Below are 14,128 nucleotides of genomic sequence, written 5' to 3'. Positions count from 1 at the left end.
AAAAATATAATTTAAATGATGTTGTTTAAGAATTTTAAACTAATTATAAATTTTACTCATAGTAGTAGAAGCGATATTAAAATGGAGCTGGCATTCCAGCAGTTAATACGAAATAAATAAAAAATGAGCAAAATTATTATTCATGTAAGACCTTGGTTTAACCAATTTCTGTTAGAATTATCAGAGGAATTAAGCACTCTTAAGAACTATAATGAAGTTGTTTTTGTAACAATGTATTCAGAATGTAATGATTTTTTTAAAAGTAAAAATAAAAAAATTATTTTACTTCCAGAGTTAATCGAAAATACAATAATAGATCAAGAACGTTTAGAAATTATTGATCAATTATTAATAAAAACTAGCTTTGGTTTAAACGATATTTTGGAAATAGAAAGGTTTTTTAATGAAGAAAAATATAATGAGAATTATTTTTATAAACTTGCTTTAGTGCTAGACAGTATAATCGACAATAATTCGTTAAATATCTGTTTATCTTTAGATCATTTTGTTTATTGTTTTAGTTCACGACTTACAAACGCTAAAAGTGGCTCTAATTATGCTTTTATTCCAGTAGGTGTTCCATATAATAGTGTAGTTGCGTTAAAAGACTCTTGGAGTATAAGAGTCAATAAAATTAATCAAAGAAAAATAGAAAAGAAAAGCTTGACAGATAGGCTCAATGTTCCTATGACAGAAAGGCTTATTTATATGAAAAAACAGACAAAACCTAACATATTTAAGACTAATTCGAAGAATGCTATAAAGTATTTGAGAAAAGATGCTGAAATTAAGAATCACTTGAATGATACGGGTTACTCTATTATTAAGAAAATTAAAAACAAAATTACTTCAATTAAGAGTAAGAACTTTTACTTACCTGATATTAAATCTTTAGATGAAATAGAAAATAAATTTGTATACATTCCTCTTCATATGGAACCAGAGGCAACTGTTATTGTTTATAGTACCTATTTTCAAAATCAAATTGAAATGACTAAATTAATCTCAAAAGTTTTACCATATGGTTGGCAAATAATAATAAAAGAGAATCCAAAAATGCTTAAAGTACGCAATAAAGAATTTTATAAAGCACTTAAATCTATACCAAATGTAAGGTTTGTTAATATGCCTGTTGAATCTACAGAATTAATTAAAAAATCTGAAATTGTTGTTGCACTATCTGGAACATCTTCTCTCGAGGCATATTTATTAGATAAACCAGCAATTTTATTTGGAACACCTCCGCACCATAGATTATTAAAATATGCAGGTTATGGTATTAATTATAATATTAAAGAATTAAAGGAAATTTTCACTAAAGAATTAAATGTTTTAGATTTTTATAACGACTTAGAATGGGATAATTTTATTGGAGCAACATTGCCTTATAATATGATTCCAAAAAGAAACAATAAAGATCAGTTATTTATTGATACAAAAGAAAATCCACCTGCGGAATTCGGTAAATTTATCCAAGACACATTATTTGATGAAAGAGGATAGGTATTTTGAAAATTTTTTAAAAATATGGAATGTTATGTTTTTTACAAACATTCTATGGATTCTTGGTTTAAACCAATTTAGATTTATATTAATTATTGGTTGCTTTATATTGTTCAGTTTTAATTCTTTTATGAAATTTATAAGTTATGGGAATAAAAGTATACCATATAAAAATAAAGCATATCGATTGTACTCAGGTTTATTAATAATAGGCTCTTTTGTTTTTATAATTGGGCTTTTAAATAATTATACAGATTCTAAATATTTTGGTAGACTTGTTTTCGATTTATTTGCTTTTTCTCTTATTTTATCCGGTATAACATTTATAAATGTTTCAAGAAAATTATGGGTAAAGTTTTTAAATACCTACTTTTTTTGGGCAATATTGTTTATCTTAATAGGTATTCCTTCATTAGATTTTAATTACTTTTTAACTGCAAGTAGTAGGAATAGTATGTTGATCGAAATGGCAGAAAACTCTACCTATAAAATAAATTATGTAGCTCAAATGACAACTTTAGCTTTAGTTCCATTAATTTTAATTATATCCATTCAATTTGGAAAAAAGAAGCATATTGTTTTAACGATAGCTATGTTACTAATGTATTTGTTTAACGGGTTTTATTATGCGAAAAAAAACGTCTTGTTTGAGTTAACATTTTTGGTTATTGTTATGGTTTTTTTTTATTTAAAAGGAAAAGCAAGGTTCCGTTTATTAATCTCTCTTTTCGTTAGTGTATTTGCTTTCATGTATATGTTTTCAGAATCTATATTTGTTAGCCGTTTTGAAAACCGATTAGATACAGCTGTTTCTAATGAAAGAAATGATCGTTTAGTTGAAGCAGATACATTTTTTGATTCTTATGAACTCCATGATTATGTTCTAGGCAGAGGTTTTGGTGGTTTTGTAGAAAACACAGTTGGGGCCAATGTATTACATATTGGATTCGTTAATTTTATATTTAAATTTGGGTATTTATGTATGATTTTACTGTTTCTATTTATTATAAAAAAAATTATTGATTCTTTTTTTAAGAGAAGAATTTTAACTAATAAATTTGAAATCATCATGTCTATGTTTTTTCTTGTTTATATGGTTAGCTCGCCAATGTGGTCTTGGTATACAAATATGTTATACTTCCCTTTTATGGTTTTTGGGTCATATATAATTACTACTAAAAATTCAAATTTATGTTAACAATAGTAACGCCAACTTTAAATTCAGTTAATTATCTGGAAAATAACATTAATTCCATAAAAAAATTAACAATTCCATTTGAACATATTATTGTAGATGGGGGTTCTTCGGACGGAACATTAGAAATTATAAAAAAGCACCCACATATTAAGTTAATTAATCAGTCTGAAAAGTTGGGCATGTACCATGCCATTTCTTTAGGTTTCGAGAAAGCGAAGGGAGAATTTATTACTTGGATAAATTCCGATGATATTGTTGTTAAAGAAGGTTTTGAAAAAATGTATGATGTACTAAAATCTAACAAATACGACTTTGTGTATTCAGATTCAATTTTTAATTATATAAAAAAAGAAAAAAAAACGAGGATTAATGGATCTCGATTTCCAAAGTTTATATTAAAAAATAAGATCATGCCCTTTGTTCAACCAAGTACTATGTATACGAAAAATTTATACGAGAAAATTGGAGGATTAAATTATTTAAAATTCAAATTAGCTGGAGATTTAGACATGTTTAGGCGTTTTTCTTTAGAAAAAGGAGTTAGATTTAAATATTTGAATATTGTGTCTACAGAATTTTTGAAGTACGGAGAATCCCTTGGAGATATAAATATTGAAGCTATGATAAACGAAGTTAAAGAAATGGATGGTAGAACAAATGCTATTTCTAAAATTATTATAAGACTTATATTGTTAATTAGGTAAACTAGTTTTATAGTGATGTTTTTTTTTAAAGTAAGCTGAAATAGTTTTAGGAATTAATAGTTAATTAATAATAAAAATAATGAAAGTTTTAATTAATACAACAAACCTCGTAATAGGTGGAGCGATACAAGTTTCTACATCCTTTTTAGAAGCTTTGAAAAATCATCATAATAATGAGTATCACATTTTTTTATCACAAAAAATTATTGAGCAAATCGATGAAAAATCTTTTCAAAAAAATTTTGTCTTTTATCATTTTTCAACATCTCCAGCAAGCTTAATAAGAGGTAGAGAAGTAAGGAAAAAACTTTCTTATTTAGAATTAAAAATTAAACCAGATATAGTATTTACTGTATTTGGTCCTTCTTATTGGCAACCAAGAAGTCTACACATTACAGGTTTTGCTGATGGTTGGTGTTATACACCTAACTCTATAGCATTTAATAAATTGTCAATTAGAAGAAAAATTAAATCAAAATTTTTAATAGCCATTAAAAACAAATTAATAAAAAAAAGCGATTATTTAATAGTTGAAACAGAAACAGCCAAAAAAAATATTTTTAAATACTTACATTATCCTTTAGAAAAGATTTTTGTTGTGGGTAATACTTTTCATCAATCGTATTTAAATCAACCAATAAAAAAGGGGAATAAGAAAAATGAGGTTTTCAAACTTTTAGTTTTAAGTGCATTTTACCCACACAAAAATTTAGAAATAATCAATGATGTTGTAGAGATTCTTAAAGTTAAATCTAAAGTTAAATTTGAATTCTGCTTAACAATACCCAATAATTCTTTTGAAAAATATTTTAAGAAATCAGATTATATAAAAAATATTGGCCCTCAAACCATTGTCGATTGTAAAGTCTTATATGAAAGAACTAATGCTTTATTTTTACCGACCTTACTTGAAACATTTACTGCAAATTACCCAGAAGCAATGATAATGAAAGTTCCTATTTTAACTTCCGATCTTGATTTTGCAAGAGAGCTTTGTGATGACGCCGCTCTATATTTTGACCCCATGTCACCAGAAGATATTGCTAGTAAAATTATAGAATTACATGGAAACGAAATTTTACAAAAGCAATTAGTAGAAAGAGGAGAGTTAATGATTCAACAATTTGAAACTGCGGATAGTCGAACTGCTAAGTATTTGTCAATTTTTAAAGACATACTTAAAAATTAATATTTTTTTTAAATTATTATAGCGTCATTTTTTCTTATTTCAAGTAGTCTATACTAATTATGCAATTCAAGTAAATATTTTTTATTAATAAAAATATAATAGAAAACCTCTTTCATTATAAAATTAAATAAGATATATTCTAAATATTTATTAGTTATAAATATTAGCATAAATTAATTAAAAATAAAAAAAAGCATTAAATTCGCATTGTTTTTTCAACATTTATAATAAGTATTGACGAATTGGAAGTTCTAGAACCATTTATCCTAATTAGTCTCATTTTTTTTAAATAAATATTCTTTGAACCTTAAATATATCTATGAAAATTTGTGCTTTCGATTTTGACGGAACTTTAATCAAAAATGATTCAATAAAATTGTTTTGTAGATGGGTGTCAAATAATCAATTGGAGTTTTTGATTGTTTATCATTTATATTTTAGGTTTATCTTGTTATTTAAAGATTATAATTTAAAGTTTACAAGGGTTGCATTTTTTCATAAATTATACAAAAAAAGAAAACTTGATATCCAAGAATTTACAAAAATCTTACTTAAGGATCAATTTGAAGATTCTGAAAATATTATAAACGAAATGAAAAAGGAGTATAAAGTAATAATAGTTTCTGCTAGCTTCGATTTTATATTGTCAGATTATTCAGATTATTATGGTATAAATTTATTTGCGAACTCCTTAAATAATAAGCAAGACTTAAATTTTTCCAATAAAGTATATACCATTAAATCTAATTTTAAAAAAGAAGATATTTTAGAAGTAGCTTATGGAAATAGTGAGGGAGATTTTGATATGTTAGAAAGCTCTAAACAAGCTTATTTTAGATATAAAAACGGTAAAATTTTAAAATGGCAAAAATAAAATATAATTCAGTATATAAAGTTTTTGGAATTGCATCTTATTACTTAAGATATAAATACACGCAGTTTTGGTCAGTTAAAAAAATAGAGAAATACCAGTTCAAGAGGCTAAAAAGACAATTAATTAAAGCAGAGAAAACTGTTTATTATAAAAAATTATTTAACGAAATTGGTTTTAACCCAAAGAAAGATTTCAATAAAATAGAAGACATCACAAAAGTGCCTATTACTCTTAAATCGAATGTTAAAAAAAATACGGAAAATTTCGTTATAAAAAAATACAAAAAAAAAGCACTAATATTTTTTACTTCAGGATCTACAGGCAATCCTATGAAAGCATATATACATCCATTGCATTGGGTTGTAGAGCAGGGTGTTATTTACAGACATTGGCAATGGGGTGGTTATAGTTTCTACAACCCAACAGCTATGATAAGGAGTTATTCACCCAAAATAGGCGAGCCACTTACCAAATATAGTAAGTTGTTAAATACCACTTATTTTAGTCCTTTTCATCTTACTGAAAAAAACATGTTCGATTATTACAATAAAATGATTGATTTGAAAATTGAGATTATAAGGGGTTACCCAAGTAGTGTAAAAACTTTTGTATCTTTTTTAAAAAATAAGAATCTTAAAATTCCAAGTGTAAAGCAAGTATTGACAGCGTCCGAAGTTTTAACAGACGAAGATAGAGCTATAATAGAAGAGGTGTTAGACTGCAAAGTTAGTAATCACTATGGTTTGGCAGAGCAAATAATAATGATGGGAGATTGTGAGAACCATACCCATCTTCATAACTATTTTGAATATGGTTATTTAGAATTATTAAATACAGATATAGAAAATATAAAAAGAATTATCGGAACCAATCTCCACAATAAAGCAATGCCATTAATAAGATATGATACAGGAGATTTAGCTGTCGTAGATAATTTAGGATGCAAGTGTAGCAGAAATGGTTTGGTCGTTAAAAATATTATAGGTAGGAATGATCAAAATATTACAACACCACAAGGTCAAAAAATACCGACTGTCAATTTTTATACAATGATGGAGGATTTTATTGAAATTAATAAATGGCAAATAATCTATGATGATAAAACTTTTCTCTTAAAATACATTTTAGGAGACGATTTTAGTGATGCAAGAAAAGAAATTTTATTAAGTAGGTTAGTGCAAAGAATAGGCCATACAGGGTTTCTAATTGAATTAAAAGAAGACATTAAGTTAGATCAAACAGAAGAAGGTAAACTTAAAATAGTAATAAAAAAATAAATATGTACTCAATTAATTTAAAAAAGCCACAAGTTATAATTTCAACAGGGTTGACCTCATATAAAAATATTTATTCTCACGAAGAAGTCTTAAAAGATAGAAAGAACGCTTTAGAATCATATTTAAAATCTTATGGAGGTTATTTTGTTTTGCCATCGATAATTTGTTGCTCAAAAACAGGTCTAATTATAGATGGGCATCATAGATACCATACTTTAGTTGGTTTAAATGTGGATTTAATTCCGGTAACATGGATTGCTTATAATGATGAAACTATTAGAACCCATAATAGCAAAGAGAAAATGTTAAGTAAAAGAGAAATACTTAATGTAATAAATACAAAAAAAATGTTAAAACCAAAATCGACTCTTCATGAAATACAAACGATTGAAGACGATTGGAAGCCTTTGATTTTAATCTCTAGCTTATTTGAAATAAATCTATAATACAACTATTGATATGAATTTAAGAGAAAAGTTTTTAAAACTAAAAAATGATGCAGGTTCACACTCACCAAGTATAAATTCTGTTTTAAAACAAATACCAGAAATAAAAATTGAAGTAGATGCTTGTTTTTTGAGCAATCCTTACGCTACAAAATTATTTATTGAAGAATTAAAAACGGATTTATTCGAAACAAATGAAATTGAAAAGGTTTTAGAATATTATCCTTCACAAAGCCCACAAATCGCGAAATATTTATCGAAAGATTTACAAATAGATTCCGAGAGAATTTTTATTGGAAATGGAGCTATAGAAGTAATACAAGCTTTTTTACATAATTTTGTCGATGGAAAAATAATAATTCCAATTCCAACCTTTAGTTCTTACTACGAATATATTATAAATGAGAATGATGTAATTTTTTATAAACTAAAAAAAGAAGACGATTTTCGGTTTGATGTGCATGATTATATAGAATTTGTAAAAGCAAATAAACCTAATACAATTGTTCTAATAAACCCTAATAACCCTAATGGATATTATATTAATGAAAGTGAAGTAGATTATTTGTTAGAAAATTTAAGTTTTGTAGAAAATGTAATTATAGACGAAAGTTTTGTTCATTTTGCATATGAAGATTCAGATTTAGTTCAAAAATCGTGTGTAAGATTTATCGAGAAATATCCAAATTTAAATATCATAAAGAGTATGTCTAAAGACTTTGGAATTGCAGGTATTAGAGCTGGTTATGGTATTTTTTCAAAGGATAAAGTTTCTAAATTAATGAAAAATGGTTTTTTATGGAATATAAATGGCTTAGCAGAATATTTCTTTAAGAAGTATTCAAATCTAGAGTTTATAGAGAAATACGAATTAGTTAGAAAGAAATATATTGTTGAAACTCAATATTTTCAAGAAAAGCTTCAAAATTTAAAAAACGTTAAAATTTACCCTTCAAAGGCTAATTTTGTTCTAATAGAAATTTTAAATGGTAAATCGTCGGAAGAAATAGCAATTAACTTATTGTTAGACTATGGTGTCTACGTTAGAAACTGTGATGATAAAATCGGATTAAAAGGAGAATTTATACGTGTAGCTTCAAGATCAAAAGAAGAAAATGTAATAATATTAAGAGCATTGGAGAATGTACTTAATTTTTAAAAAAATAAAATTTTGAAACAAATTATACAAGACCTTAAAAACGGAGATACAATTTTAGAAGAAGTACCAGTGCCAGTTGTAAAATCGGGATGTGTACTTATAAAAACCAGTAAAACACTAGTCTCTTTAGGTACTGAAAGGATGTTGGTAGAATTTGGTAAGGCTAATTTTTTGCAAAAAGCGAAACAACAGCCAGACAAAGTAAAAATGGTTTTAGATAAAGTAAAAACTGATGGCTTAAAACCTACTTTAAACGCTGTTTTTAATAAACTTGGGCAACCTTTACCTTTAGGATATTGTAATGTAGGGGAAGTTGTTGCAGTTGGTAAAGGCGTAAGCGAATTTAAAATAGGAGACAGAGTTGCCTCTAATGGAAATCACGCAGAATATGTATTGGTACCTAAAAATTTGGTGGCTAAAATACCAGATAATGTAACAGATGAAGAAGCGGCGTTTACAGTAATTGGTTCTATTGGATTGCAAGGTATTCGATTGCTAAAACCAACTTTTGGAGAAACAATAGTTGTTGTAGGTTTAGGTCTTATAGGATTAGTAACAGCAGAACTTTTAAAAGCAAACGGTTGTAATGTTATTGGTTTTGATTATGATTCAGAAAAAGTTAAAATAGCTAAAGAAAAAGGTATTACAGCAATAAACCCTGCTGAAGGAACAGACCAAGTAAAATTTGTTGAAACTTTTACGAAGGGAATTGGAGCAGATGGAGTTATAATTACAGCTTCTAGTAAAAGCAACGATATTATAGCACAATCTGCTCAAATGTGCAGAAAATTAGGAAGAGTTATTCTAGTTGGTGTAATTGGGTTAGATATTAGTAGAGCAGATTTTTACAATAAAGAAATATCTTTTCAAGTATCGTGTTCTTATGGTCCAGGTAGGTATGATGAAGAATATGAAAATAAAGGAATAGATTATCCAATTGGTTATGTACGTTGGACAGAAAAACGAAACTTTGATGCTGTTTTAAATGCAATTTCAAATGGTTCTTTAGATGTGAAGCCACTAATAACAGAAAGGATTCCTCTAGGAGATTATAATAAAATTTATGGAAATATGGGAACATCTAAATCCATAGCTTCAATTTTAGAATATAATCAAACTGAAAAACCAGTATCTACAGTAGCAATTCATAAAAAATCTTTTGAAGGAAATAAAGGTGTTATTGGAATTGTTGGCGCTGGTAATTTTACAAGTGCAACTATTTTACCTAGCTTAAAAAAGCTAAATGCAGATATAAAATATATTGCAAGTTCTGGTGGATTGTCTTCTACAACAATGGCAAAACAATATCAAATAGCAAACTCTACAACAAACTACAAAGAAATTTTAACTGATGCTGATACAGATTTGGTTTTAATTACAACAAAACACAATATGCATGCAACTATGGTTTTAGAAACCATGAAAGCAAATAAAAGTGTTTTTGTTGAAAAACCTTTGGCATTAACAAAAGAAGAATTAGACGAAATTATAGCTGAATACAACAAACGTAAAGTTAATGTGGCTGTAGGATTTAATAGACGTTTTGCTCCATTAGCAAAGCAAATGAAAAAAGCTTTAGGGAATGATAATGCTCCAATGAATATTATTGCAACAATGAATGCTGGTTTTATTCCTACAGATGTTTGGGTGCATGATATGGAAATTGGTGGAGGAAGAATTTTAGGTGAAGCCTGTCATTACATAGATTTATGTACTTATTTTGCAGGAAGTAAAGTTGTGGCTGTTTGTATGAATTCAATGGGAATTAATCCTGAAGAAAATACAGATAATGCAAGTATATTATTAAAATATGAAAATGGAACAAATGCTGTAATTAACTATTTTGCTAATGGGTCTAAAGCCTATTCAAAAGAAAGAGTTGAAATTTTTTCTCAAGAAAGAACGCTTATAATGGATAATTGGAGAAAATTATATGGTTATGGTTTTAAAGGTTTCTCTAAAAGTTCATCAAAACAAGATAAAGGACACTTTAATCAATTTGATGAACTAATCTCACAACAAAAAAAAGGTGGAAACCCAATTATCCCTTTTGAAGAAATTGTAAATACAACTAAAGCATCATTTGCTGCAATAGAATCTCTGAAAGAAGGAAAATGGATAGAAGTAAAATAAAAACTTTATATCATACAGTAAAATATTTAAAACCAATTCAAATATATTATAGAGTATATTATTTTGCTAGAAATCGTTTTTTTAAAAAATCTTACTACAAAGAATTATCTAAGAAAAATATTTCTCAGTTAATATGGGAAGATGCTATATTTAGTTTTGAATCTTATTTAGACTCGAATAAGTTTCATTTTTTAAACATATCTAAAGATTTTGAAAATAATATCGATTGGAACTTTAGTGAGTTTGGTAAATTATGGACTTTTAATTTAAATTATTTCGATTTCTTAAATCAAAAACAAATTGAAGTAAATGAAGGCTTAAAGCTCATAAAAGATTTCGTAGCTAAAGATAATTTGTTAAAAGATGGCAAAGAATCATATCCTATTTCTCTCAGAGGAATTAATTGGGTTAAATTTTTAGCTAAAAATAAAATTTCAGCAGATGAGATAAATCAAAATTTATACAATCATTATCAACTATTACTTCATAATATTGAGTATCATTTATTAGGAAATCATTTATTAGAGAATGGTTTTTCTTTTCTGTTTGGAGCTTATTATTTTCAAGATGAAGTACTTTATAAAAAAGGAGTTCAAATTCTAAAAAAAGAATTAAAAGAACAAATTTTAAATGATGGTGCACATTTCGAATTATCGCCAATGTATCATCAAACAATGCTTTTTAGAGTGTTAGATTGTATTCAATTAATTCAATTAAATAATTGGAAAGATGACAATCTACTAGATTTTTTAAATAATATAGCTTTAAAAATGTTGTCTTGGTTAGAACAAGTAACATTTAATAACGGCGATATTCCGATGGTAAATGATAGTTCTTTTGGTATAGCACCAGATTCTGATGAGCTATTAAATTATGCGAAGAAATTAGGTTTGCAATATGAAAAAATAAAATTATCTGATTCTGGTTACAGAATGTTTAAAAAAGACAAATTTGAGCTTTTTGTAGATGTTGGCAATGTTGGTGCTTCCTATCAACCAGCACATGTACATTCAGATACTTTTAATTTCATATTTTATGCATTTGGAAAACCTGTTTTTGTAGATACAGGGCTTTCTACATATGAGAAAAACCAAACTAGACAAACAGAAAGAAGCACAGCATCTCATAATACTGTTCAAATAGAAGATATTGAACAAACACAGGTTTGGGGAGGATTTAGAGTTGGAAAAAGAGCAAAAATTACTAATTTAAATGAAAAAAATAATAGTATTGAAGCTACACATAATGGATACAAAGATTTAAACCTTACGCATTCAAGAAAGTTTACAATAAATGAAAGAAGCGTTTTTATAAAAGATATTATATCTAAAGAAATATCTTCTAAACAAGTTGCATACTTTCATTTACACCCAAGAATTTCTAATGTCTTAATAGAAAATTCTAAAGTTACAATTGAAGAAAGTAAAATAGAGTTATTTTTTGAAGGAAAAAATATTTCTATTGAAAGAGGAAATTTTAGATTTGCAAACGGTTTTAATAAAACATCTGAGGCAATAAAATTAAAAATTATATTTGAATCGAGTTTATCAACAACAATTAATTTATGAAAATATTATTTCTAACGTATTATTTTGAACCAGATTTATGTGCAGGATCTTTTAGAAATACTTCTTTATTTAAAGCTTTAGCTCCGAGACTTAAAAGTACAGATAGTATTGATGTTATTACAACACACCCAAACAGGTATGATTCTTATAAAGTAACTGCAAAAAACTTAGAAAAAAGAGGAGAAAATATTATCATAAATAGAATTCTTATTCCAGACCATAATAGTGGTTTGTTTGGTCAAATAAAATCTTTTAGAGTTTTTTATAAAGAGGCTAAAAAAATAGCAAAAGATAAAAATTACGACCTAGTTTATGCTTCATCCTCTAGATTATTTACTGCTTTTCTTGGTGCGAAATTAGCTAAAAAAAATAAAGCAAAATTATATTTAGACATTAGAGATATTTTTAGAGAAAGTATTGTAGAGATTTTTAAAAACCCTATTGTTAAAATCGGTTTAGATTTTTTTCTTAAACCTATAGAAAATTATACCTTTAAAAGCGCAAATCACATAAATTTAGTTTCAAAAGGTTTTCAAAGTTACTTCGTTAAATACAAGCAGTCTACATATTCTTATTACACTAATGGTATTGATAATGTTTTCTTAAATAAAAATATAGAAACGGCTATAAAAGAAGAAAAAGTAAAAACAATTGTTTATGCAGGTAATATAGGTGAGGGACAAGGTTTGCATATTATTTTGCCAAAGGTAGCAAAAGCTTTTCCAAAAAAATTTAAATTTATAATATATGGAGATGGAGGAGCTAAGCAAAAATTAATGTTGGCAATAAAAGAAGAGGGAGTAGAGAATATAGAAATAAAAAAACCTATTAATAGAAAGTTATTAATAGAAGAATACCAAAAAGCAGATTTTTTGTTTCTTCACTTAAATAAATACAAAGCTTTTGAAAGAGTTTTACCATCTAAATTATTTGAATATGGTGCTTTTGATAAACCTATAATTGCAGGAGTTGGTGGTTATGCATATGAGTTTCTTAAAGAAAACTTAACGAATGTAATTTTATTTGAACCAGGAAATGCTACAGAGTTTATAGATTCTTTAAAAAAATATAAATATATTAAAGGACTAAGAAAAGCTTTTGTGGATAATTACTCAAGAGAAAAAATTAATATTTTAATGTCACAATCTATAATTAGCACGTATGAAAATACTAGTAACAGGAAATAAGGGTTTTGTTGGTGGAAATTTATCAGTATTTTTACTTCAAAATAGCAAGCAAGTTATAGGGGTTTCTAGATTTCCGTTGAAAAATGAAGTGGATTATAAGGCTTTAGATTTAGATATTTTAAATAATGCAAAAGCGATTGTCCATTTAGCAGGTAAAGCACATGATTTAAAAAAAACGTCTGAAGATACCGAATATTTTGAAGTTAATACAGAATTAACTAAAACTTTATTTGATAAATTCTTAAAAAGTAAATGTGAGGTTTTTATATATATGAGTTCAGTAAAAGCAGTTGCAGATATTGTTGAAGGAATTTTAGACGAAAACGCAAAACCAAACCCAATAACGGTTTACGGCAAGTCTAAATTAGCGGCAGAGAAATATATCTTATCAAAAGAGATTCCAAATAACAAAAGAGTTTATATTTTAAGACCTTGTATGATTCATGGACCTAATAATAAGGGGAATTTAAATCTTTTATACAGCTTTGTTTCTAAGGGAATACCTTATCCATTTGGTAAATATAAAAACAATAGATCTTTTGTGTCTGTTGAAAATTTATGTTTTATTATCAACAAAATTATAGACAATAGGAAAGTAAAGTCGGGTATTTATAATATTGCAGACGATACATCTTTATCAACTGTAGATTTAGTTAAAATTATGGGAGATGTATTAAATAAACCTTCAAAAATTCTATATTTACCAAAATCATTAATTCGTTTATTATCTAAAGTTGGAGATATTTTACCATTACCTTTAAACTCAGAGAGGCTTCAAAAACTAACTGAAAATTATGAGGTTTCTAACTTTAAAATAAAAAAAGCTATCCAAAAAGAATTACCTTTATCGTCAGAAGAAGGAATTAAAAAAACCATTTCTTCATTTTAAA

At 26.6% G+C, this 14,128-nt stretch carries 12 protein-coding genes; all 12 read left to right on the top strand.

Features of this window, described 5'->3' with window-relative positions; all coding sequences use genetic code 11:
• Positions 1-123: 123 nt before the first annotated feature.
• The 12 genes from H9I45_RS06425 (at position 124) to H9I45_RS06370 (ending at position 14,127) form a co-directional block, all read left to right on the top strand.
• Positions 124-1,503 carry a capsular polysaccharide export protein, LipB/KpsS family gene (locus tag H9I45_RS06425; protein ID WP_140422733.1) on the top strand — a complete coding sequence of 460 codons (1,380 nt, stop codon included), beginning with the start codon at positions 124-126 and terminating at the stop codon, positions 1,501-1,503.
• A 130-nt stretch (positions 1,504-1,633) separates the two neighbouring features.
• Positions 1,634-2,701, top strand: coding sequence for a hypothetical protein (locus H9I45_RS06420; RefSeq protein WP_140422732.1), 1,068 nt, complete (start codon positions 1,634-1,636; stop codon positions 2,699-2,701).
• Positions 2,695-3,405, top strand: coding sequence for a glycosyltransferase (locus tag H9I45_RS06415; RefSeq protein WP_088353254.1), 711 nt, complete (start codon positions 2,695-2,697; stop codon positions 3,403-3,405). Before H9I45_RS06420 ends, H9I45_RS06415 begins: the two co-directional genes overlap by 7 nt.
• 79 nt (positions 3,406-3,484) lie before the next feature.
• Positions 3,485-4,594: a glycosyltransferase gene (locus H9I45_RS06410; RefSeq protein WP_088353253.1), complete on the top strand. Its 1,110-nt coding sequence runs from the start codon at positions 3,485-3,487 to the stop codon at positions 4,592-4,594.
• Between the two features lie 319 nt (positions 4,595-4,913).
• Positions 4,914-5,468 carry an HAD-IB family phosphatase gene (locus tag H9I45_RS06405; protein WP_088353252.1) on the top strand — a complete coding sequence of 185 codons (555 nt, stop codon included), beginning with the start codon at positions 4,914-4,916 and terminating at the stop codon, positions 5,466-5,468.
• On the top strand, positions 5,456-6,745 hold the full coding sequence (locus H9I45_RS06400; RefSeq protein WP_088353251.1) for a phenylacetate--CoA ligase family protein: 1,290 nt from the start codon (positions 5,456-5,458) through the stop codon (positions 6,743-6,745). Before H9I45_RS06405 ends, H9I45_RS06400 begins: the two co-directional genes overlap by 13 nt.
• A gap of 2 nt (positions 6,746-6,747) precedes the next feature.
• Positions 6,748-7,191, top strand: coding sequence for a ParB N-terminal domain-containing protein (locus tag H9I45_RS06395; RefSeq protein WP_088353250.1), 444 nt, complete (start codon positions 6,748-6,750; stop codon positions 7,189-7,191).
• A gap of 13 nt (positions 7,192-7,204) precedes the next feature.
• A complete protein-coding gene (locus tag H9I45_RS06390) occupies positions 7,205-8,350 on the top strand; it encodes a pyridoxal phosphate-dependent aminotransferase (protein WP_088353249.1) in 1,146 nt (381 codons plus the stop codon).
• 12 nt (positions 8,351-8,362) lie between these two features.
• Positions 8,363-10,483 carry a bi-domain-containing oxidoreductase gene (locus H9I45_RS06385; RefSeq protein ID WP_088353248.1) on the top strand — a complete coding sequence of 707 codons (2,121 nt, stop codon included), beginning with the start codon at positions 8,363-8,365 and terminating at the stop codon, positions 10,481-10,483.
• Entirely contained in the window at positions 10,465-12,051 is a 1,587-nt protein-coding gene (locus tag H9I45_RS06380; RefSeq protein ID WP_088353247.1) for an alginate lyase family protein, read from the top strand. The genes H9I45_RS06385 and H9I45_RS06380 overlap by 19 nt, the downstream gene beginning before the upstream one ends.
• The gene (locus tag H9I45_RS06375; RefSeq protein ID WP_088353246.1) at positions 12,048-13,238 is read left to right on the top strand and encodes a glycosyltransferase family 4 protein; all 1,191 of its coding nucleotides are present in this window, start codon (positions 12,048-12,050) and stop codon (positions 13,236-13,238) included. The genes H9I45_RS06380 and H9I45_RS06375 overlap by 4 nt, the downstream gene beginning before the upstream one ends.
• Complete coding sequence (locus tag H9I45_RS06370; RefSeq protein ID WP_088353245.1) at positions 13,213-14,127, top strand: NAD-dependent epimerase/dehydratase family protein; 915 nt, start codon at positions 13,213-13,215, stop codon at positions 14,125-14,127. Before H9I45_RS06375 ends, H9I45_RS06370 begins: the two co-directional genes overlap by 26 nt.
• Position 14,128 lies beyond the last annotated feature (1 nt).

It is taken from the genome of Polaribacter haliotis (assembly GCF_014784055.1).
Taxonomy (GTDB): domain Bacteria; phylum Bacteroidota; class Bacteroidia; order Flavobacteriales; family Flavobacteriaceae; genus Polaribacter; species Polaribacter haliotis.
The sequence above is the reverse complement of the archived record's forward strand: the minus strand, read 5'-3'. Positions and strand labels throughout refer to the sequence as shown.